The organism is Runella sp. MFBS21 (assembly GCF_029433105.1).
GTDB lineage: Bacteria > Bacteroidota > Bacteroidia > Cytophagales > Spirosomataceae > Runella.
This window is the reverse complement of sequence record NZ_JARNTW010000002.1, coordinates 57,846-80,470: the sequence shown is the minus strand read 5'-3', so window position 1 is coordinate 80,470 and position 22,625 is coordinate 57,846. Positions and strand designations below refer to the sequence as shown.

The following is a 22,625-nucleotide window of genomic DNA, read 5'->3' as shown; positions in this document are numbered from 1 at the left end:
TTAATTTTTAGACTTGAAAAGTGGTAACGGTCACCAGTATATCGAATAAGATAAGTACCAAAGCGGCGATTAGAAAATACCTATATTTATTACTGACAACGGCAACTTTGCGACTATCAATCAAGCGATTTTCTACAGAATTGATTGCATCTACTACATCCGAGATCGCATTTGATTGATTATTGATTTCAAAATATTTGCCATTAGTTGCCATTGCGAGTTCTCTTAAATAAGTGGAATTTAGTCGTGATACGACCACCTGCTTTTGGTCATCTCTCAGCCATGTATTTCCGTCTTTGATACGTCCACCATTTGGAGTGCCGATACCCACTACCACTAGCTGCAAATCATATTGTCTAATGGAGGTCAATGTCTTGCGCTCGCAATTCCCAAAATCTTCACCATCCGTAAAAAGCAAAAGAATTTTTGAAGTATTGAGAGATTTGTTATGAATCAGTTTTTGTACCCCTAGGTCTATCGCGCTACAAATATCAGTACCGCCACTACTCATTTGGGAAGTATTCAAAGTTTGGGTAAAAAGCTCAAATGCGTTTAAATCAAACGTCAAAGGGACTTGTAAAAAAGGATTGGTAGCAAAAACAACAAGACCAAAGCGGTTGGTTTGTAAGGAAGCAATGAGACGCTGCAATTCAAATTTTACTTTTTCGAGACGAGAAGGTTGTACATCGGTGGCATCCATAGATTTTGAAACATCTACCAACACCATTACATCTTTACCCTCTGCAATAATGTCCCTCTCTGGCTCTCCAAAAAAAGGTCCAAGCAAGGCTACAATCAGCAAACCAAAGTAAGTAGTTCGGAGAAAAAACTTGATTACCACTGCCCGAGCAGTAGTACCCAATGCTCTAGCCACCCAAAAAGTACGCCCTACATACAAAGCATATAAGAGCAAAAAGGTACCTATAAAAAAATGCTCTATGGCGGTGAGCTCATAGTTAAAATTCATATATAATAAGTATAAAATATCGCTATAGCATAAAACAACACTCAAATAAGCAAAAAATCTCCAAACTTTAAAGGGGGATAACTGCAAACTCTAAACTAACTTTGCAGCATGGCAATCATAGGTACTGATATTGTTTCTGTCAAAACCCTCCTCGAAACGGGAGAAGTGGTGGGGATTCCTACCGAAACTGTGTATGGACTAGCGGGAAACGCCTTCAATGACGACGCTGTTCTCAAAATTTTTAAGGTAAAAAATCGTCCACAATTCGACCCACTCATTGTTCACACAGATAGTATCACCAAAATCCCTTCATTTGTCTCTTACTTCCCTGCCCAAGCACAGCAATTAGCCCAGAGATTTTGGCCAGGCCCTCTTACACTTTTACTTCCTAAAACCGATGCCATCTCTGACTTAGTCACCTCAGGACTGAGTTCTGTGGCGGTGCGTATTCCAAATCACCCTCTCACGCTAGAGCTATTGTCAAGCCTCTCGTTTCCACTAGCCGCCCCCAGTGCCAATCCGTTTGGTTATATCAGTCCTACTTCGGCACTACATGTGGATAAGCAGCTGGGCAAAAAAATCCCCTACATACTTGACGGGGGTGCAAGCCAAATTGGGATTGAATCCACAATTGTGGGCTTTGAAGGTGAAACAACCATAGTATACCGGCTCGGTGGTACGGCAGTCGAGGCCATTGAGGAGGTGGTAGGCCCCGTGAAAGTCTTGGCTCATTCTACTTCTAACCCTCAAGCACCCGGAATGCTCAAGAGTCATTATTCACCTCGTAAACCTCTTTTTATTGAGCATTTTGATAAAATAATCGCCAAATACCCTCCAGAGAGCATCGGAGCATTAACTTTCCAAACCTTTGTGAGTGGTTTACCTACCGAAAACCAAAGGATTTTGTCAGTCTCAGGAGACTATAGTGAAGCGGCAAAGCATCTCTTTGCATACATGCGTCAGCTCGACAATCTGCCTATTGAGGTTATCTATGCGGAATTGCTTCCAGAAAAAAACTTAGGCCGCGCCATCAACGACCGCATCCGTAGAGCGGCGGTAAGAGAATAGTTATACAATTTTTGTCAAACATTAGCTTTGACAATGTAGTTGATAAATAGCTATGGAAACAATTAATTTTAGTGAAGGGCACGTTTTTGCACAAACTACCCTTTTTATGTTTTTAGGGATTTTTGGGCGCTATGTGCTGATTGCCGCCCTTTTTCATTATTTGTTTAAAGTCAAATATGCTTCTTTATTTCAAGAAAGAGAAGTAAATGTCCGTGCGCGCCGACCTCAGCAGCACTGGCGCGAAATCGGATACTCGTTTATTACGGCTGTTATTTTTGCGCTTATCGGAACGGGCATGATAGTGGCTTGGCAAAAAAATTACACCAAGATTTACACCCACTTCAACGACTATCCAAGTTGGTGGTTTGTAGTAAGTATTGTTTTGGTGCTGTTTATTCACGAAACCTACTACTATTGGCTACACCGCTGGATGCACCATCCCAAAGTTTATAAATGGGTACACAAAGCCCATCACGACAGCATTACCACTTCGGCGTGGACTTCTTTTTCGTTTCACCCCCTTGAAAGCATACTCCAAGCGGTGGTTTTACCGGTATTGATGTTTATCATTCCTTTGCATTATATAGCTATTGGAATCATTTTATTATTGATGACTACCACCAGTGTCATCAATCACCTCAATACGGAACTGTATCCGCAAGATTTCCAGCGGCATTGGTTTGGCAAATGGTGGATAGGAGCCACCCACCATAGCTTACATCATTCTCAATTTAAATACAACTTTGGGCTTTATTTTACTTTTTGGGATAAATGGGCTGGCACCGAAAGTCCCGATTTTGTGAAGTTGTTTGATAAAAAAACAAGTAAAAAAGAGAAGCAATTAAATTAGCTGAGGGTTTGACTTCTCCAAAATCCTTTATTTTTTGGACTTGTTAATCACAAACATTGTGCCTCTCTGAGACGGCAAGGTTTTGTGATTTAGAAGAAGTCAAACCTAACTAGCATCTTGATTCCGCTAGGGTAGCTAATCTTCAGGATGATTTGTTTTTTTGCTTATCTATTTATTCTGCCCATCCGAAAGACCTTTCTACGGCTTTTTGCCAGCCTTTGTAGAGTTTAGTCCTTTGAGTAGCTTCCATTTGAGGAGTCCATGTCTGGGCAACGCCCCAATTTTGGCGCAAATCATCAAAGTTTTCCCAATACCCTACCGCCAATCCTGCGGCATAAGCAGCTCCCAAGGCAGTAGTTTCGGTGACGGCAGGGCATACCACAGGTACTTCTAGCATATCTGACTGAAATTGCATAAGGGTTTGATTAGCGACCATTCCACCATCTACTCGCAAAGATTGTAGCTCAATGTTAGCATCTTTTTCCATAGCATTCATCACATCCAATGTTTGGTAAGCAGTCGCCTCCAACACCGCACGAGCGATATGACCTTTGCTGACATAGCGAGTCAATCCCGCAATCACTCCCCGAGCATCGGCTTTCCAATAAGGCGCATACAGTCCCGAAAAGGCTGGCACAAAATAAGCACCACCATTGTCTTCTACCGATTTTGCAAGGACTTCTACTTCTTCACTTTTTTTGATAAGTCCTAGATTATCACGTAGCCATTGTACCAAAGCACCCGCAATTGCTACGCTCCCTTCCAGCGCATAATTAACAGGCTGATTACCAAATTTATACGCTACCGTAGTTAAGAGACCTTGGGTAGATTCTTTAAGCTCAGTCCCCGTATTGAGTAGCATAAAACAACCCGTTCCATACGTATTTTTGGCTTGCCCAGGTTCAAAGCAAGTTTGTCCTACCAAAGCCGCATGTTGGTCGCCCAAATCTCCCGCAATAGGTACATTGGGCAATACATCCAGCACCACACTACCATACACTTCACTGCTACTTTTGATAAGCGGTAGCATCAAACGGGGTATACCAAATATAGAGAGCAGTTCTTCATCCCAAGCCAAGGTTTTGAGGTTCATGAGTTGGGTACGACTTGCATTGGTAACGTCGGTTACGTGGACACCACCTTGCGCACCTCCTGTAAGGTGCCAAATCAGAAAAGTATCCATATTACCAAAAATCGCATCACCACGTTCGGCATCTTCGCGGAGTCCCGGAACGTTGTCGAGCAGCCAGCGGAGTTTCAATCCACTAAAATAAGTAGCCAGTGGTAGGCCAGTTTGTGCGCGAAAGCGGTCTTGCCCTCCTTCTTTCTCAAATCGAGTTACCAACTCACTCGTGCGAGTATCTTGCCACACTAATGCATTGTAATAAGGCTTTCCAGTTCGACGATTCCATACGGCAGTGGTTTCGCGCTGATTCGTAATACCTACTGCTGCCACATCAGTAGCTGATATAGATGCTTTGATACGAGCTTGGGCAATCACTTCAAAGGTATTTTTTCGGATTTCTTCAAGATCATGCTCCACCCATCCAGGTTGAGGATAAATTTGCTTATGTTCTTTTTGGCCTACGGAAATGATGTTTCCTTTTCGGTCAAAAATAATACAACGGGTACTAGTCGTACCTTGGTCAATAGCAGCTATGTATTTTGACATGAGGTTAAAGGTTATTTTTGGAAAGTGCCAAGTTAAGCGGAGAAATCTTGCTATACAAATTTGAACCAAAGCCAACCTACTGCCTATCACCAGTATTACAAAAATTAACGTAAGATTTAAGCATTTCCTTTGGAAAAAACGTTATTTTACTGCAACTTCGCAAGCTTTTTTATCATGTTTCACCAAACATTCCTTTTATGCTTTTAAGGCGAAATGAAAAGTACTTACACCAACCTAATTGAGCAGACGTTTGAATTCCCGACGCTGGAGTTTAACGTCCAGAACGACGAGCTGTCGTTCAACAATGTACCCCTCATGGACATTATTCGTCAGTATGGTACGCCTCTAAAAATCACGTATTTACCCAAAATCGGTGAGCACATCAGTAACGCCAAGCAGTTTTTCAAAAACGCATTTAAGCGCTTCAATTATAAAGGCTCTTATACTTATTGTTACTGTACCAAGTCTTCTCATTTTAGCTTTGTCTTAGAAGAAGCCCTCAAGCACAATATTCATATCGAAACTTCTTCGGCCTTTGATATTCCGATTATTCGAAATCTCTATCAAAGTGGCAAAATAACCAAAAGCAACTACATCATTTGCAACGGCTATAAGCTTCCCAATTATCAACGTGCGATCACCGACCTCATCAACGATGGTTTTAATGTGATGCCTGTATTGGACAACTTGCGTGAGATTGATTATTATGCCCAGAATGTAACCGCCGAATCAGTCAATTTTGGTATCCGAATTGCGACCGACGAAGAGCCAAACTTTGCTTTTTATACGTCGCGATTAGGAGTCAGATATAGCGATATCATTGAGCTTTATAAAGAAAAGATTAAACCTAATCCGAATTTCAAGCTCAAAATGCTGCACTTTTTTATCAATACTGGTATGAAAGATACGGCATACTATTGGAGTGAATTGACTCGGTTTATGTTTAAGTATTGTGAATTGAAAAAAATCTGCCCCGATCTTGATTCTATCGATATTGGCGGCGGTTTGCCGATTCAAACTTCCTTGCAGTTTAATTACGATTACCAACAGATGATTGACGAAATCGTCGAAAACATCCAATGGATTTGTAACAAAAACAATGTGCCTGTACCTCATTTATTCACGGAGTTTGGTAGCTACACTGTAGGCGAAAGTGGTGCGGTGATTTATCAAATCATTGATCAAAAACTCCAGAACGACAAAGAAATGTGGTATATGATTGATGGCTCTTTCATTACTCATTTGCCAGATTCTTGGGGCATGAATCAAAAATATATCATGCTCGCTGTTAATAATTGGGACAATCCGTACCAGAAAGTCAATATCGGCGGTCTTACTTGTGATTCGCAGGATTTCTATAATACGGAGGCTCACAGCGCTGACTTGTACTTACCAGTGTTTGATTTGCAAAATGAAGTACAGTACGTAGGATTTTTCCATACGGGTGCCTATCAAGAATCTTTAGGAGGCTACGGTGGGATTCAGCATTGTCTCATTCCTGCGCCACAGCATGTACTAGTAGACCGTGACGAAGACGGCAATATCATCACTCGTCTGTTTGCACCACAGCAAGGCAGTGAAGGTATGTTAGATATTTTGGGGTACGCCCCAAAACCTTCTGATGATCAGCAAGTCATCGGTGATCAAATAATTGATATTGAGGCCGTAGAAGAATTGGCTCATAGCTAACAATAAAATCGGCACGATTTTCGTAGTAAAAAAACTAGAATCTCCCTTGGGTTTCACACGGGGTGCGACCCAAGGGAATATGTCTAATATATATCATGAAAAAAGTCCTTTCCTTCGCATTGATTTTGGTCGTACTAGCTGCTTCTAGCTGCAACCGCAAAGGGTATTGCCCTGCCTATGATAGCTCCCTAAAATCAGTAAAAAAAGCTTAAGGAGTCTGTATCACTAACTGAGTTGCGGCCAAAAAATTGGTGGCATGCTTATCTCCTGCCGACTTATTCGGGTCAGGAGTAAGGTGTATTGTCTGTACCCCGGCACGTTTTCCAGCTTGCATATCTCTATCACGGTCTCCTACCATCCAAGAGGCCGTAATGTCAATGTCATATTTGGCAATCGCTTTTTCGAGCATAAGCGACTCTGGCTTACGCATCAACGAACGACTATCGTACTCTGGATGATGCGGACAATAGTACAGATCATCAAGCAAATACCCACATTGCTCTTGGAAATACTGATGACACTTCCAAACGTCTTCGCGGGTATAAAGCCCCCTTGCAATTCCAGCTTGGTTGGTGACTACAATCAATAGGTAGCCCGCTTTCTTCATCTGCTGAAGCCCTTCTAGTACTCCCTCTGGGATAATCATCTCCTCCACTTGATACAAATATCCGTCTAGGTCTTGGTTAAGAACCCCGTCGCGATCAAGAAAAACACATTTTTGTTTCATAACATACAATCAAATTTCAACGCCCAATAATAATACTATTTTGTGATTTTTTTGCAATTAAATCAGTTAAATAATTTTTATTTTTTTTTAAAATATTACTATTTATTTCACAAAAGTTAGTTTTTGTTTGGTTTTATTGAATAAAATTTCGGTTTTAATAAAAAATAATTCCACAATATCATTAGATTTGCAGTATATTATTTGTTTAGTGCCTTTTTTATTAAAATTCATTAATTCCCACATGAAATTAGACCAAATAGACCGCAAGGTTTTGGATATTTTGCAAGCCAATGCCAAAATCACTAATGCACAACTTTCGAAAGAAATTGGTCTTTCTCCCGCCCCTACTCTTGAGCGGGTAAAGAAACTCGAACAGCACGGTATTATCCAAAGTTATCACGCACAGTTGGATCGCGAAAAAGTCGGCCTCGGCGTTACAACTTTCATACAAGTCACATTGGTAGGTCACAAAAGAGACGTAACCGAATCATTTGTTAAAAGAGTCAATGAGATTCCCGAAATCATAGAATGTCATCACATTACTGGTTCAGGAGATTTTTTGTTGAAGGTAATTTCAAAAGACATTGCCTCCTATCAAAAACTGTTATTGGAGTGTATCAATGAAATCGAAGAAGTAGCCAATACCCAAACTATGGTCATTCTCTCTACTTTTAAAGAAAGTAAAGTATTGCCTATTCCTTACTAGTCAAGGTTTAGATACTTTTCAAAAAGCGCATCCCATTGTGGGTTGCGCTTTTTGTCATTCTACCTCTTCCTATTACCTTCTATCATGTTTTGATTGGTACATTGAAAGGTCTTTTCTAGATTGATATCCCCAATAACCTTCCCCTCCAACCATGACTTTCAAAGATTTCAATGTACTACTGATACGTCTCTTTTTGGGATATTTATTTACTTCTTCTGGTCTCTGCAAACTTACAGAAGGACAGTTTGGTCAGTTGATAGGCCCACCGCTCCTTATCCAACAACTCACCCCTCATGGCCTACGTACTTTTGGCTTTTTTGTTGCGATTTCTCAAGTCTTAGCAGGGGCGTTGGTATTGTCGCAGCGCTATTCACTGTTAGGGCTTATCATGCTCATCCCGATGAACTTAGGTATTTTGATGGTGACGATTTCACAGCAATGGCAAGGTACGCCCTACGTGGATGCGGTGTTTACGCTACTCAATATACTTGCGCTTCTTTATGAATGGAATAGTCTAAAGTTTTTTATTTTTCCAGAACAAAAGCCGCTGGTATTTCCTCCTAAAACCCATCAATTTTTTCCAAATGCCTTATTGCCTTTACTAATTATCTTACTTTTTGGGATATGTATCCTTCTGAGCAGGTTTGCGATAATGGCGACAAGTATGGTGGCTATTGTAGGTTATGGATTGGTATATTATCATGTTTTCAAAAGCCAAACTTTCAACGCTTTCTATAAAAGCATACTAGTCATGTCATTTTTGGCGATTGTGGGTCTCACCCTGATCACATTATTACATCAATCACTCCCCTTCAACCCTATGCTTATAGTAGCGATTCCTATTTTTGGGACTATTGCTTGCTACCTGATTACATGCGGTTGGCAGGTATACACTGCTAGAAATTCTTTTAAAGGGTAGAAGTTTCTACTCTGATAATGGTTCATATATAATTTTCAAATGAGTTTGTTTTGATAAAAATTCTGCTACACTATCAATGGGAGCATTTCCAGAAAGCCAACCATCCATAACCCAAGATGTACCGTTTTTAAAAGTTATTTGATACCTATCTTGCATAACAGTGTCTCCATTAGGTGCTTTTGTAGTAGATGAAAAGCTTATTTTTCGAATCTCATCAAAGGAGTACGTAGCAACACTTAAAGAAAAAAAATGTCTAAACTCAATCGACGTATCATTAACTTTAAAATATGCCCCATCCATTATCAATAATAACATCCCACCAGTAATACCCCAAAAAAGTCCAAAGCCTCTAGCAAAGGCAATCAAGCTAATATTTAGTTCTTGGTAAGTGTAGAAAAGATATAACTCAAAATCTTGAGCGTACTTGTTTCTTGAAGAAACAATAATAGCAAAAGGCAAAAATCCCAGTCCTAGCAACATTCCTGCCCCTGCTGCAAAACTTAATTGATTTTCACTTCCATAAAGTGCTGATAAAAAGAATTTTGCGTCAGGGTAAGAAGGTTCAAAAAATGCTAGTAAAACCCAAAATATGGCACCAAAAATAAGGGTTAATACAGGCCACCAGACTAAAATAATTTTAAATCCTAGAGCTAAATCATCCTTTTTAAAGATTGGAACCAACTCCTCCAAACGTTTCAGTTGCACTACGTTTGGAGGAGAGATTTTAGCAGTAAAAATAAAAGGCAACAATGCTATTATAATAGACGAAATCAAATGTTCCATGCTACCCCAACCGCTTCAAGGCTTCTTGAATGGTGGCGATTTTTGCTTCTGCATCCGCCAACTTTTGGCGCTCTTTTTCTACGACTTCAGCTTTAGCATTTTGCACAAAACGCTCGTTGGAGAGTTTGCCTTCTACTGATTTCTTAAATCCTAAGTTATATTCTAATTCCTTCTGGAGATTTTCGATTTCGGCAGCTACGTCTAGCTCTCCTGCTAAGTTGACAAAAAACTCATCGGCTTTCACCAAAAACGAGAGTCCTTCGGCTTGGTCGGTAGTATATTGAATATCAGACACATTAGCGAGCTTTATGAGTAAGCCTTCAAACTTTTGATAAAGTTCTTTATTTTCTGTTTTGATGGTCAGTGGCAGTGACGTCTTGGGGCTGATTTTTTTGGTACTGCGTAGATTTCGGATATTGGTGACGATGTCAAAGAAAATGTCAAAATCAGCAATCAATTTTTTGTCCGCTGTTTGAGCAGTAGGGAAGGCGGCCACGCACAAACTTTCTTTTTCGCCTCTTTGACGAATATCCTGCCAAATTTCTTCCGTAATAAACGGCATAAACGGATGCGTCAGTGCCATAATTCGTTCAAAGAAATCGATAGTGGCATCAAAAGTGATTTTGTCAATAGGTTGACCGTATTCGGGTTTGATCATTTCCAAATACTGCGCACAGAAATCATCCCAAATTAGCTTATAAACAACATTAAGCGCATCAGAGAGACGGTATTTGTTGAACAAATCATGTACTTCGGCTACGGTATCATTAAACTTAGCCTCAAACCACTCAACCGCCACAGCCGAAGAAGCAGGCAAATCGGCTACTGTCCAGCCTTTTACCAAGCGAAAAGCGTTCCAGATTTTATTGCAGAAATTGCGGCCTTGTTCGCAGAGTTTTTCGTCAAATAGCAAATCATTTCCCGCAGGTGAACTGAAAAGCATCCCCGTACGTACACCATCTGCTCCGTATTGGTCTATCAATACAAGTGGGTCGGGAGAGTTGCCGAGAGATTTTGACATTTTACGGCCTTTGGCATCGCGTACGATTCCCGTCAAGTACACATTACGGAAAGGAGGCTCACCTCTAAACTCGTAACCAGCAATAATCATCCGCATGACCCAAAAAAACAAGATTTCGGGAGCGGTCACTAAGTCGTTGGTAGGATAATAATAATTGATGTCTTCGTTGTTGGGGTCTTTGAAACCATCAAATACCGAAATAGGCCAAAGCCAAGAGCTAAACCACGTATCTACTACGTCGGGGTCTTGGGTAAGGTCGGCTTCGGTCAAGGCAAAAAGCTGCATTTCGTGTTGAGCTTTTCGCAAAGCCTCGCGTTTGTTTTTGGCCACAATCACCGTACCGTCAGAAAGGTAATAAGCCGGAATCTGCTGTCCCCACCATAGCTGACGGCTGATGTTCCAATCTCTGATATTTTCAATCCAGATTCGGTATGTATTTTTAAACTTAGGTGGATGTAGCTGAATGGTGTCGTTCATGACATTTTCGAGCGCGGGCTGACATAGCTCTTTCATTCTTACAAACCACTGTAGCGACAAACGCGGCTCAATGATGGCATTGGTACGCTCTGAATGACCTACGTTGCTTTTGTAATCTTCAACTTTTTCCAGATTGCCTGCTTCTTCGAGCAACTTGATGATTTTTTTACGAGCCACAAAACGGTCTTCTCCCACAAGAATCTGGGCTTTTTCGTTGAGCTTTCCGTCTTCGGTCAAGATATCGATGATTTCGAGCTGATGTTTCAGGCCAAGTTCATAGTCGTTTTGGTCGTGAGCAGGAGTTACTTTCAAAGCGCCCGTTCCAAAATCCATGGTAACATACTCATCCGTAATGATTGGAATCTCACGATTGATGAGCGGAATGAGGGCTTTTTTGCCGTGTAAGTGCTTGTACCGTTCATCATCAGGGTGAACACAAATCGCCGAGTCGGCCATGATAGTTTCGGGGCGAACAGTGGCGATAATGATGGCCTCATTGTCACTTCCTGCGATTTGATAGCGCAAGTAAGACAACTTCGACATCACCTCTTTCGTAATCACCTCTTCGTCCGACACGGTGGTTTTGGCTTGGGGATCCCAGTTCACCATCCGATGCCCGCGATAGATGTATCCTTTTTCGTATAAATGAATAAACGTATCTATGACGGCATCATACAGAGGTGGCTCCATCGTAAATCGAGTACGGTCCCAATCGCACGACGCTCCTAGTTTTCTTAATTGTTTTAGGATAATCCCGCCGTATTTGTCGGTCCATTCCCAGGCATATTTATAGAATTCTTCACGAGTCAAATCACTTTTCTGAATGCCCTGTTCTTTGAGCATCGCTACCACTTTGGCTTCTGTAGCAATAGAGGCGTGGTCAGTACCTGGCACCCAACATGCTTCTTTGCCTTCCATACGCGCCTTACGGATGAGCACATCCTGAATGGTATTGTTGAGCATATGTCCCATGTGAAGCACTCCTGTCACATTGGGAGGCGGAATCACCACCGTATAGGGTTCTTTGTCAGGATTGGGCTTTGAGTTGAAATAGCGATTTTCAAGCCAAAAACTATACCATTTGTCTTCAATGTCACGCGGATTGTAGGTCTTCGAAATCATGTGTTGATAAAATATTGACTTTAGACAGCAGCCCACTGGCATTCACAAAACACCACGTGGGGCTGGACCATGATAAAAATGTGTGCAAAGATAGGGATTTCTGCTTGAACCCTGTCAGGGTTTGGAAGGGAATAGGATTGTTGAAGCAAAAGTTGGTTAATTTAGAGGTGTTTATTAATTTTGACAACTGCCATTTACCACCTCTCTATAATACTACAATCTATCTTTAGACTGTAGTTAAGCCATCGTTACGAAAAGTTATCATCAGAAGCCCAAGCTTCTGACTATGAGAAACAACTTACTCGTGTTATTATAATGGGAAAACTCTGTACTTATTTTAATAAAATAAGTAAATATTGGATAGTGATGTTTTTGGGTGTTTTACACTCATCGATCGTATATGCCCAAGTTGAGCGAATTTTCACACTTTCTGAAGAAAAACGTATCCCTGAACTCATTTTATATACCGACAAAATAGGTCTTCAAAGCGACACTGTCAAGCTCTTCAAAATGTACGATACGCTACTGGCCGAAGCCAAAGCCCGTAATGAAATGCTTATTTATTGGTATGCCCAAATTTATAAAGCCAATCATCAACAACTTCTTAGGTTTAACAATGATGCAGCGGGGCGCACAGCCTTCTTCAAAAATAAACAAGCTTTTTTTGACCAAAGCCCCTACCCTATTATCAGGGCAGCCTTTTCTCTTTATCTAAGCTATGTGTATTTTAAAGCACTCAATTTTAACGAAGCCTTTAAGCTTCTATTAAGTGCCAACCAAACTTTTGAACAGATAGGCTACGAAAATATCCCCGAAGCCTCCCTTTACTTAAGCGTGTATTTTGAGTTTTACTATTACTTTGAAGATTATCCTTCGGCTATTAAGTATTCTATATTAGCCCAAAAATACAACAAGCAAAACCTAATGATGAATGAGTTTTTGCTCAATAACCGAGGAATGGCCTATCTCAAAATGAAGGATTATGCGAATGCCGAAAAAGCTTTCTTAGAAACCATAGAGGTAGCTAACAGCGTACATTCTCAAAGCTATGTTGGTATTGCAAGTGGAAATTATGGAAATACCAAAAGGCTCCAAAATCATTATGAAGCCTCGCTTCCTTACCTGTATGCAGATATTAAGGTCAATGAAAAAATACTTCCCGAAAACACCGCTATTACATGCTTATATCTTGCTTATTCTTTGCTGAAGTTAGACAGTGTAGCCAAAGCAAAGACCTTCATCGACAAATCCCTAAAATTACACCCAAGGTGGATTTGGACCAATTTTGGGGTGAATTATTATGATGTACAAACCCTTTATTACCAAAAAAAGGGAGATTATACTACCGCTTTATTGTACCGCGATTCACTATCCGTGTTGAAAGATTCGCTCAGGAAGGTTTTTGACAATAAAATCTTGCTGAAAGCTCACGCCCAAATCTCCGCTGAAAAATACATCAATGATTTGGAAGAAATAGCCTCCGAAAAAGACAAGGCCGTCTGGAAAAGGAACTTTATCATTGCGTTTATTTTGATTGTGTCGGCAGGGTTTATTTTTTATTTGAATCGACGTCGATTGCGCGATAAAGTAGTACAAGAATGTGAGAAAAAGCAAACGGAAGCACTGCTCCTCCAAGCCACCACGCAGCTCGCTCACTATATGGAATCCATCAAAAACAAAAATGAGCTTATTGAAAAAATGAGCGCAGAATTGGATTCACAGAAAGGGTTGCAGTATGACCCTGCCCTACTCGAAACTTTGCATCATCGTACGATCTTGACTGATGATGATTGGAAATATTTCAAACAACTTTTTGAACAAGTCTATCCCAATTTTTTTGACAATCTTCACCTCAAATACCCTGATCTCACCCCCGCCGAAATTCGATTGATAGCCTTGCTTAAACTAGATTTGACCTCCAAAGAAATGGCCTATATGTTGGGGGTCTCTACGGAGTCTCTACGAAAATCCCGTTATCGACTTCGCAAAAAATTAGAGTTTCATCAAGAAGACACTGATTTCAAATTGATTTTGGAACATCTTTGAGCGTATTCTTATTAAAATAGCCATTTTGTCCACGTTTTAGGCCATTTTGTCCACGCCACAAGATGGTTTTTTGAGGATTAAAATGCCTTATTTGTAACAGAATTACTCAACACTCTCTTTACTCAAATGAACACATCATCAGTTACCAACAAAACCAGCCCCAACGCTTGGTTACGCTTTCTGGATGTATTGTTGCCCTTGGTGATGCTTGTAGGGTTTACATGGCTTTATTATAGCTACGTTATGAAAAAATTCGAACCCGAAAAGTCGATTAAGTACCACAAAATGTACCAGGTATCTTTCAAAACCACGCGTTGTTGAGGTTTTGAAAATTCAGTCACCGTGTATGCTCTACTAACAGTGAAAGAAGACCGATGGCTAGAGTTCTTTTACCATCGGTCTTTTTTGAAACTACTAGATTCAATCTTCACGCCCTTCTTTCCGGTTGGCATCGGCCATTCTTACAATCTTAGGCGTAAATTTTGCCAACACCTGCACAAGGTCTTTTTGCGCCTCTATGACAGTTTCGATGTTTTTGTATACCATCGGAGCTTCATCTAAGTCTCCTCCAATCAGCTGTACTCCTGCCTCTGTTAGAGCCTTGTTGAGGTCGTGGCGAGTGATACTATTGAGTGCTTTGGTACGCGACATCACGCGCCCTGCCCCATGAGATGCCGACGACAGTGCCTCTGCTTTACCTTTGCCTCTCACCACAAAGCCAGGATGAATCATTGACCCCGGAATAATCCCCAAATCATCAACTCCAGCCGGCGTAGCGCCTTTGCGGTGCATAATGACTTCGGTACCATCAACCAAGGTTTCTTTCCACGCAAAATTATGGTGGTTTTCAACCATTTTTAGTGGCTTCTCATGTAAGGCTCGCGCTATTTTAGCGTGGATTTCGTGGTGATTGGCGGAGGCATATTCTCCAGCCAAGTTCATCGCAATCCAGTATTCTTGCCCTTCTTGCGTGTCCAAATCTAACCATGCCAAATGTGCCGCTTCTTTGGGAAGTTTGGTCTTTTGCATCGCCAATTTTGAGTAGTAATTGGCCACATTGCCACCAAATCCCCGCGACCCTGAGTGCGAAAGCAGCGCCATATAAGTCCCAACAGGCAATCCCAACAATGCATCCTCTTCCAATACTTCTACTACGCCCCATTCCACAAAGTGATTGCCCGTGCCAGAGGTACCGAGTTGGCGATAAGCTTTGTCTTTCAAATCTCTAATCACCTTGGTGGCATTCCACTCAGGCAAATCCATCACACTTTCGTCAAATTTGTCGCGGGTTTCGCCTCCGATTCCAAATTTGGTATGCTCAGCTAAGGTTCTTTTCAGCAAATGCGGCTCTCTCTTCAAGAAATCAGCAGGCATCTCAAACACCGACAGGCACATGCGACAGGCAATATCTACTCCTACCGCAAAAGGAATGACGGTGTTGGAAGTAGTGGCCAAAACACCTCCAATCGGCAAGCCGTACCCTTGGTGCGCGTCGGGCATCAGTGCCCCCGCCACCGAGATAGGAAGACTTGCCGCTGTTTGCATTTGGGCTAAAGCGCCGTCTTCGATGTAGTTACGTCCAAATACCGCATAAGGCAAGGGACCCGTACGTAAATCAAAGCTCTTAACACCTTGTTTTTCTCCTGATTCTAATACATAGAATTCTTCAGGGGGCGGTAGCAAAGTTTTCGCAGTTTCTGAAAGTACTATGCTTTGTCCTGTGCGATGCAAGTCCCATACAGCTTTGGCCAAGTTGGTTACTTTATTTTTAGAATAAGCGTATTTTTTGGGGTTGTCGAGCATCTGTGCCATCAATCCCAAGACTTTTTCGCGTGGGTATTCGGCGCGATGTAGCAAGCCATTGGCTACGCGTAAAAACGTAGCATGGAGGTTTTCGGGAATGTTTCCCAACGTTAAAATTTCCTCCAACGTAATTTGTGTTTCCATGTTTTGGTTTTGTTCCTCTGTTATGAGTTATTTTAGGACACCAACTACTCACCATATTTCAACAGAAATTCAGGGTTAATAGCTTTGAAACTAACTCGACCGTTGTCAAAGTTTTCGTTTAGCAAAAGCAAGTCTATCTTTTCGGTGTAAGGACGAATTACAATTCCTTCTGCCCAAACATCTTTTAATATTTGGCTTTTAATTGTTGCCATTTTAATTATTGCATCAATATCGTTTTCCAGTTCGTAATCCAATGCAACAATTGGTACTATTGGTAATTTAAGTTCCCCCATCAATTTATTAAAGTCAAAGAAATTCAGGTACTCAAATTTGTCAATGTCAAAAGCATTAAAAAACTTGACTGTCTGCCCTTTTAGTTTCAGCTTATTACCTTGTATCCCTTCCCCAATAAGTTCGCCTTGAATGGAAATATTTTTGCCGATTGAACGCAACTTGCTTTCAAGATCCATTTGCCTTGCAACTTTCCAAAAGCTATTTTCAGCATCTTCAATTAGTTCAAGGTTTCTGCTACATACACCAAACTCGCCATCCTTCACATAAAATGTTGCCGAACTACCATCAAGTTTTTCAGTTACATAACATTTTTCGCCTTTGTATTTATCTAATACTTTTTGAAGAACTTGAACCCTTGTTTCATCAGTTTTAGGAATAAAAGAAGGGAATTTGCCTTTTGCAATACCACTTAAACAAGCTGGCATAGCAGGTTCGTATTTTGTTATCCCTAAAATATCAGTGCAATCAGCATCTTCAACAACTGCAAAATCGTTTGGTAAAATTGATAAGGGGAAACAAATTCCTTGCGATACTTGACCACGAAGCCTTACGGTTTTTATTCTCATGCCTCGTGGTTTAAGAAATTCAAATTCAGGCTTATCGGGCATTAAACTATCTATTTCACAATAAACAGCCATATCTTCTACATTAAATTCGCCTTTCTTTACAACCAACTGCCAACCTAATACAGTCGCTTTTTCAATTGCATCAGCACCTTCAATTGGTTCTAATGCTTTAATTTTTTGAATACTTGCTAATTTTCTCATTTTATTATTGCTCAAAAGGGTTTGACTTGAAGAAAAACGGCGCATAACACTGCATTTCCACAACGTTATGAGTTATTTCTACTTAATGATTCAGCATCTTTCTAAAGATAGCGCGACAACACGAGCCTTTGGCGTACTGCCCACTGATTCAATAGGTCTTTAGCTTTATCACTGATTTTTTGATTGTAGCGGTATTTGGCCTGTACAATACGCCGCTGACGCACGTCAATTTCGATGGTAGCAAGGCGTTCTTCGGTGCCAAATTGATAGCTTCTTAGGGAAAAGATACGTGTTCTCCCCAAAAAACAATCTTCGGCATACGACCCTACACAATGGTGCATTCGCTGTCCTTCGTCATGCAACTCCTTGTTGGATAGCAACTCTACCATTTTGTAAGCAATCGTACATTCCTCTTTTCCTTCTACTACTTCAAAGGTAGGCCAGTCCATTCCTTGCCAAGCTACGAGCTGTTTTAAGCCTTTCACACGAGCTATTTGGTGATGCCACTCGGCACTTTGACGCAAAAGGGACTGCAAAGTTCGGCCTTTCAACGAATACGCTGGATTCTGCTGACAGCTTGCCCTTACGTAGTCAATCAGTTCGGTGGTTTTATCCAAATTAAACATCCCACCTTGTATCAAAATCCTGACAAAATCTTCCCAAAGTGCTTCATCACGTTTGGCATCATAGCCCAGTGACGAATAAGCCAATCGGTGGGCTAATTCATAATCGCCGCCCATGCCGCATACTTGAGCCCAACGTACCGCCTGCGTAACCCTCAATCCCTCAGGCGCGTGCAAAAAATAATATTGCATCCGTTTGGTCAATTTCACTGGAAAATGGACTTCTTTCATACTTCCGCCATTCCCCAAAAAAATGAATGTGCCGAGGTAGACATAATCTTCCGGATGAAAAAAAGCGTGATACAGAAATCGTGGTGCTTCGTATTTCAAAAACAAGTAAGATACCAATTCCATGAACCTGCTATAATCGTTTTTGGCTTTGGGGCGCCATGTTTCAAGCGGGTTGAGCCAAGCCTTGCGATAGCGACCTACCATCAACATCGCAATTAGATAATCCGTATCCTTAAACCACTCCGGGCATTTTTTCTCCAGAACTTCCGTCAAAATTGCTAGCCCTTCTAGCAAATTTGCTTTTATTTTTACCCAATTCTCATCGTTCAAAAACCCATTCAACTCGCTATAACGACGGTCTTGCTGCCCCAAGGCATGATTAAAAGTTTCTTTTTTGAGTTCTTGTACTACGTACAAAAAATTTCGGTGGCGTTTTGATGATTCCTTTAAAGCCCCCGCCAACGCCGCTTCTTGTTGGGCTTCTTCGTATTTCAAGTACATTCGGCGCTGTCTTGATATATGTTTATGATTGCTCATTTCTTTGTTAAAATTATTGACTATCAATGCTCTAAAAACAAAAACCCCCGACTTGCTCATCTGCAGGTCGGGGGTAAGTGAAGGGCGTATCGCTGACGCTACCTATCCACTTGTATTCGGACCTCCAGAATCATATTTTTTGCAACCTTGGTTGCCATATCACACACCCATTCCCACGAAATACACCGCTGACGCGAAGCATACGAATCGGACGGGATAGGGATGTGAATGAGTAAATTGTTCATGATTTTAATTGCATTGGGGGTGATTCAGTCAATAAAAAAAAGCCCGACTCAGGGGAGTCAGGCTGTATATTTTGAGGTTTGATAGCTACCTAAAATACGTCACAATCGACTCCTATATGCCCCCTGCACCCACGGATTCTCGCGGTGGTGGTGCTCAGTATGTCATAGGAAGTAAAAAGCATCGGACGTGTTTTGTTTAGTTTGACGCCACAAAAGTAGAAAAAAGTATTTTTAAAATTCCAATTTTTTGTTGGATTTATTTTCTAAATCATCAATAAACGCCAGATTCCGCAGATAAGAAAGAGAATCAAAGCCACGGGAGTGAGTACTTTCCAGCACAAAAACATGAGCTGATCTACCCTCAAACGGGGGAAAGTCCAGCGTACCCACATTTGTATCAAAATGGCAATTCCAGCCTTGGAAATCAGCCAAAAAGCACCCGTAACATTTCCCCAAATAGTGCCAGGAGCACCACTTGTCCAGTCGGCAAGGCGCAGAGGGCCGATATTGGGTAGCGGTGTATTCCAGCTCCCCAAAAACAAAATGGCTCCCAAGAGCGACACAAGCAACATCATGGCGTATTCGGACAAAAACAGCAGCGCCCAGCGCATTCCTGAATATTCGGTATGAAACCCGCCTACTAGCTCTGACTCACCTTCAGGAATATCAAAGGGCGCACGATTGCACTCGGCGAGCGTAGTAATAAAAAATACAATGTAAGCAATCAGCAAAAAAGGATTTTTGATGATATTCCAGCTCAGAAAACCACCAATCCCCGTGATGTCGATTCCCAAGGATTTGAGACCAAAAAGATAGACCGTTTCTTCTGAGTAAAGCCCTTGTTGATAGCTAATCGTCTGTAAGTCGAGCGTTTGGGCAGTCATGACTACACATAGCACCACCAAGCCTAGTGGAATTTCGTAAGATACTATCTGCGCAACCGAACGTACCGCTCCAAAAAGTGCAAATTTGTTGTTGGAACCCCAGCCCGCCATCAAAATACCTATCACATCCACGGAGATAATCGTAAGCAAATAAAAAATCCCTACTGCTGTAGTAGAGCCTTGTAAATCAGGACTTAATGGCAAGACTGCGTAGCCTGCAAAAATAGCCGTAAAAATCACCAAAGGCGCAATCAAGAAAAGTTTGCGGTCGGCGGCGGCTGGTACAATGTCTTCTTTTTGAAGTAGTTTTAGCAAATCAGCCACAAGCTGTAGCAAGCCCCATTTTCCCACTTCCATAGGGCCAAGTCGGTCTTGGATAAAGGCCGAGATTTTGCGTTCGAGATAGACTCCCACCACCACCGATGAAAGAGCCATGACCAAAAATATAGGAAGCGTGAAAGGCATGAGGATTGCGAAAATTTGCGCCCAAAACTACGCAAAAATCCTTTTTGCATAACCAATATTCTCCTAAGAGATACTACCTGTTTAAGAAATAGGTTCTAAACTGCTGCATTTCTTGCAATTCGGCTTCTACGTACTTTTCAAAAATTCTCAAACCTACTTGTGAACGCAGGGCCGAAATCCCCACGTCGATGAGGCGCAAGCCCTGTTCGGTAAGTAAGATATTGTCAAATGCCAAACCGCCTATATCAGAGGGCGCTTGAGGTCACGATGCACAAATCCCGCTTGATGAAGAGCACGGAGTTCATCTTCAAATACATCTAACCTGAGTTCGCGTATTTCGACTTCATAAGCACGGTAATCTATCGGGCGGATGCGCTCCATTACCAACATTTCGGCTTGTAAGTTTTCGTCATAATCCAACCTTACAAACCTGACCACCAACCCATTAACGCCATTAGCATATTTCATTTTCTCAGCCTCCGACCCAATATCAGAGCGAGTATCTTGCAAATACAGCTTGGCCACCTCCGTATCTGACAAAACAATGACGGTATTGTTGGCTCCTGAAGAAAGTTTACGCGGATATTTCATAGTCCGTGGCTTAAAAATGAGATACTACGGCACGGGGTCATGCCCATGCCCACCCCACGGGTGGCAGCGACCAATACGCTTGAGGCCCATCCAGCCGCCTTTCAATGCCCCGTGTTTTTGTACAGCCTCAATCATGTACTGCGAGCAAGTAGGCGTATAACGGCAAGAGTTGGGCAAATAAGGCGACAACATCACCTGATAGGCTCTTACCACAAAGACGAGGATGGTTTTCATAAGAATGAATAGTTGCTTTGTCATGCCGTAGGCATCTAAAATCAGCGGTTGATTGTAGATGCCTACGGCGTGACAAGACGGCATGACAAGACTACATGACAAGACTGCATGACAAATTTGTGTTCTTACCACAATCGATTGGGGTATTTTCCAGCTTCGTGTAGTTTTTGGAGGGCTGCCTGTACGGTAGGCTTGTCTTCGGGATAAGTCACCCCAAACCACTCCGAAGCATTCGGAATCACTCTCAAACGTCCGGCACCGCTTTTGATGAGATGCGTAGCCACCACGGGTATATAAAATTCGGCCTTAGGCGCATTGTAGTTTTGGTGGGCGTATTCGGTAAACAATGCCTCCGTAATCGGAAATACCGAAGGCTTAAAACCCCAAAAATTCATCGAAACAGGCGTTTCAGGCGTAAGTTCGGTCAGGTCACCGTTTTCTTCAAAGAAGATTTTATCTTCTTGCGGAAATATCTTGGTACGCTCCGTCACTACATCGAGATAGCCACTATCATTGACTTCACACACGCCTCTCGATACGGTTCCGTTTTCGGACAAGGTCTTTTTTACTTCGTATGCAATCAAAGTATGCTCGGTATCGTCGGTGCTATTTTTTAAGAAATCGGCCACTAATTCAAAGGCTTCCAATCCATAGAAATCGTCGGCATTGATAATCGCAAAAGGCGTATCCGTCTGTTGCCAAGCGCATAACATGGCGTGGCCTGTTCCCCACGGCTTGGCACGTTCGATTTGCCCCAAAGCCTCAGGCACGTAGCTCTGAAAACCTTGGATAGCGTAGTCGTAGTCTATTTTTCCTTGAAGTTTGGGGGCAAACACTTCTTCAAAATCATTGCGTAGTTCTTCGCGGATGATAAACACTACTTTGCCAAAACCAGCGCGGATGGCATCATAAAGCGAATAATCGATGATAGTTTCGCCATTGGGACCAAACTGATCGAGTTGTTTGATGCCGCCGTAGCGGCTGCCCATTCCTGCGGCAAGGATTAAAAGGGTGGGTTTCATTGGATAAATTATGGTTGCAAAATTTACTTCGTTTGAGTTTTAGACGGTAAGTGAGCCTCGGCTTTCTTCTTCTTTTCGGCTTCTAGTTCCGCAGGGATATGATGATAAGCTTTTAACAACGCTTGTTCTATCTTTTCAAACAAAGGGTCTCGTTTAAGAATTTTCATTATTGTTAATTTTTAGCCAAAGTTCAGCGTTTTCAACAATCATATCGCCTTGGGGCAATCGTTCTGCAATTCGCCAAGGATGCCCCTGCGTATAATCAGAGTTATCAAAGATGATCCATTTATCTACCAACGGAATAAATAGGTTTATTAGATTTTTCAGCCCTCTCCAGTAACGACGCACGATCACCTCACTTGCAATGTGGTGGCCTCCCTGTCTAACACGTCGTGCCACTCGTTCTATTGCGTGAGTAGGGCTTTCTAACCAAAAATAAATCAACACTACTTCGTATCCCATTATTTGCCCCTTTTTCACTAGGTTGACATATGATTTTGTGGCAAGAGTTGTCTCTATTACAAAAGTTACTCGATTATTTAAGCACCTTTCGATTTCAACTAACATCTGCCGACCTGCCTCCATCGCCACAGATTCTGGAAATTTTGGATTTAGCTTCACCGCTATTAAATCTGCATTAATGAAAGTATTTACTTGAAAAACGTCGGGTAAAAGCACTTTAACCGCAGTAGTCTTTCCTGCTCCATTGGGGCCTGCAATGATATACAAGCTAGGCAT

At 41.8% G+C, this 22,625-nt stretch carries 23 protein-coding genes; 7 read left to right on the top strand and 16 right to left on the bottom strand.

Translation table 11 applies throughout. The features are described from left to right. Nucleotides 1-7 precede the first annotated feature (7 nt). On the bottom strand, nt 8-967 hold the full coding sequence (locus P1X15_RS04615; protein ID WP_277336972.1) for a VWA domain-containing protein: 960 nt from the start codon (nt 965-967) through the stop codon (nt 8-10). Nucleotides 968-1,075: 108 nt separating this feature from the next. Here P1X15_RS04615 and P1X15_RS04610 point away from each other — a divergent pair, with 108 nt between their 5' ends. After that, nucleotides 1,076-2,035 (top strand): L-threonylcarbamoyladenylate synthase, encoded by a 960-nt coding sequence (locus tag P1X15_RS04610; protein ID WP_277336971.1) that lies wholly within the window; start codon nt 1,076-1,078, stop codon nt 2,033-2,035. A gap of 52 nt (nt 2,036-2,087) precedes the next feature. Then, nucleotides 2,088-2,885, top strand: coding sequence for a sterol desaturase family protein (locus tag P1X15_RS04605; protein WP_277336970.1), 798 nt, complete (start codon nt 2,088-2,090; stop codon nt 2,883-2,885). Nucleotides 2,886-3,057: 172 nt separating this feature from the next. Here P1X15_RS04605 and glpK read toward each other — a convergent pair whose 3' ends face one another. Beyond that, nucleotides 3,058-4,557, bottom strand: a complete 1,500-nt coding sequence (glpK, locus tag P1X15_RS04600) for a glycerol kinase GlpK (protein ID WP_277336969.1) — start codon at nt 4,555-4,557, stop codon at nt 3,058-3,060. A gap of 213 nt (nt 4,558-4,770) precedes the next feature. On the opposite strand from glpK, the gene P1X15_RS04595 reads away from it, so the two are divergent. Further along, nucleotides 4,771-6,246 (top strand): arginine decarboxylase, encoded by a 1,476-nt coding sequence (locus P1X15_RS04595; protein WP_277336968.1) that lies wholly within the window; start codon nt 4,771-4,773, stop codon nt 6,244-6,246. Between the two features lie 208 nt (nt 6,247-6,454). Here P1X15_RS04595 and P1X15_RS04590 read toward each other — a convergent pair whose 3' ends face one another. Further along, a complete protein-coding gene (locus P1X15_RS04590) occupies nt 6,455-6,973 on the bottom strand; it encodes an HAD family hydrolase (protein WP_277336967.1) in 519 nt (172 codons plus the stop codon). Nucleotides 6,974-7,214: 241 nt separating this feature from the next. On the opposite strand from P1X15_RS04590, the gene P1X15_RS04585 reads away from it, so the two are divergent. Both P1X15_RS04585 and P1X15_RS04580 read left to right on the top strand, forming a co-directional pair. Then, a complete protein-coding gene (locus P1X15_RS04585) occupies nt 7,215-7,679 on the top strand; it encodes an Lrp/AsnC family transcriptional regulator (protein ID WP_028526450.1) in 465 nt (154 codons plus the stop codon). 151 nt (nt 7,680-7,830) lie between these two features. After that, nucleotides 7,831-8,598, top strand: coding sequence for a hypothetical protein (locus tag P1X15_RS04580; protein WP_277336966.1), 768 nt, complete (start codon nt 7,831-7,833; stop codon nt 8,596-8,598). 6 nt (nt 8,599-8,604) lie between these two features. Here P1X15_RS04580 and P1X15_RS04575 read toward each other — a convergent pair whose 3' ends face one another. Together P1X15_RS04575 and P1X15_RS04570 are read right to left on the bottom strand one after the other, a co-directional pair. Further along, the gene (locus P1X15_RS04575) at nt 8,605-9,381 is read right to left on the bottom strand and encodes a hypothetical protein (protein ID WP_277336965.1); all 777 of its coding nucleotides are present in this window, start codon (nt 9,379-9,381) and stop codon (nt 8,605-8,607) included. A gap of 1 nt (nt 9,382) precedes the next feature. Further along, the gene (locus P1X15_RS04570) at nt 9,383-12,001 is read right to left on the bottom strand and encodes a valine--tRNA ligase (RefSeq protein ID WP_277336964.1); all 2,619 of its coding nucleotides are present in this window, start codon (nt 11,999-12,001) and stop codon (nt 9,383-9,385) included. Nucleotides 12,002-12,316: 315 nt separating this feature from the next. On the opposite strand from P1X15_RS04570, the gene P1X15_RS04565 reads away from it, so the two are divergent. Continuing rightward, nucleotides 12,317-14,047, top strand: a complete 1,731-nt coding sequence (locus tag P1X15_RS04565; RefSeq protein ID WP_277336963.1) for a hypothetical protein — start codon at nt 12,317-12,319, stop codon at nt 14,045-14,047. A gap of 126 nt (nt 14,048-14,173) precedes the next feature. Further along, the gene (locus P1X15_RS04560) at nt 14,174-14,368 is read left to right on the top strand and encodes a hypothetical protein (RefSeq protein WP_277336962.1); all 195 of its coding nucleotides are present in this window, start codon (nt 14,174-14,176) and stop codon (nt 14,366-14,368) included. Nucleotides 14,369-14,467: 99 nt separating this feature from the next. Here P1X15_RS04560 and P1X15_RS04555 read toward each other — a convergent pair whose 3' ends face one another. The 11 genes from P1X15_RS04555 to P1X15_RS04505 form a co-directional block, all read right to left on the bottom strand. Beyond that, complete coding sequence (locus P1X15_RS04555; RefSeq protein ID WP_277336961.1) at nt 14,468-15,994, bottom strand: RtcB family protein; 1,527 nt, start codon at nt 15,992-15,994, stop codon at nt 14,468-14,470. 44 nt (nt 15,995-16,038) lie between these two features. Next, nucleotides 16,039-17,100 (bottom strand): RNA ligase (ATP), encoded by a 1,062-nt coding sequence (locus P1X15_RS04550; protein WP_277336960.1) that lies wholly within the window; start codon nt 17,098-17,100, stop codon nt 16,039-16,041. A gap of 56 nt (nt 17,101-17,156) precedes the next feature. Further along, entirely contained in the window at nt 17,157-18,446 is a 1,290-nt protein-coding gene (locus P1X15_RS04545; RefSeq protein ID WP_277336959.1) for a PcfJ domain-containing protein, read from the bottom strand. A gap of 98 nt (nt 18,447-18,544) precedes the next feature. Further along, nucleotides 18,545-18,691 (bottom strand): hypothetical protein, encoded by a 147-nt coding sequence (locus P1X15_RS04540; RefSeq protein ID WP_277336958.1) that lies wholly within the window; start codon nt 18,689-18,691, stop codon nt 18,545-18,547. A gap of 263 nt (nt 18,692-18,954) precedes the next feature. Next, nucleotides 18,955-20,040: a complex I subunit 1 family protein gene (locus P1X15_RS04535; RefSeq protein ID WP_277336957.1), complete on the bottom strand. Its 1,086-nt coding sequence runs from the start codon at nt 20,038-20,040 to the stop codon at nt 18,955-18,957. 73 nt (nt 20,041-20,113) lie between these two features. Beyond that, nucleotides 20,114-20,275 (bottom strand): hypothetical protein, encoded by a 162-nt coding sequence (locus tag P1X15_RS04530; RefSeq protein ID WP_277336956.1) that lies wholly within the window; start codon nt 20,273-20,275, stop codon nt 20,114-20,116. 5 nt (nt 20,276-20,280) lie between these two features. After that, nucleotides 20,281-20,631 carry a hypothetical protein gene (locus P1X15_RS04525; protein WP_277336955.1) on the bottom strand — a complete coding sequence of 117 codons (351 nt, stop codon included), beginning with the start codon at nt 20,629-20,631 and terminating at the stop codon, nt 20,281-20,283. A 24-nt stretch (nt 20,632-20,655) separates the two neighbouring features. Further along, nucleotides 20,656-20,865, bottom strand: a complete 210-nt coding sequence (gene yidD / locus P1X15_RS04520) for a membrane protein insertion efficiency factor YidD (RefSeq protein WP_277336954.1) — start codon at nt 20,863-20,865, stop codon at nt 20,656-20,658. Between the two features lie 125 nt (nt 20,866-20,990). Beyond that, nucleotides 20,991-21,887 carry a sugar phosphate nucleotidyltransferase gene (locus P1X15_RS04515; protein ID WP_277336953.1) on the bottom strand — a complete coding sequence of 299 codons (897 nt, stop codon included), beginning with the start codon at nt 21,885-21,887 and terminating at the stop codon, nt 20,991-20,993. Nucleotides 21,888-21,910: 23 nt separating this feature from the next. After that, nucleotides 21,911-22,054 carry a hypothetical protein gene (locus P1X15_RS04510; protein ID WP_277336952.1) on the bottom strand — a complete coding sequence of 48 codons (144 nt, stop codon included), beginning with the start codon at nt 22,052-22,054 and terminating at the stop codon, nt 21,911-21,913. Next, nucleotides 22,041-22,625: a zeta toxin family protein gene (locus P1X15_RS04505; RefSeq protein ID WP_277336951.1), complete on the bottom strand. Its 585-nt coding sequence runs from the start codon at nt 22,623-22,625 to the stop codon at nt 22,041-22,043. Before P1X15_RS04505 ends, P1X15_RS04510 begins: the two co-directional genes overlap by 14 nt.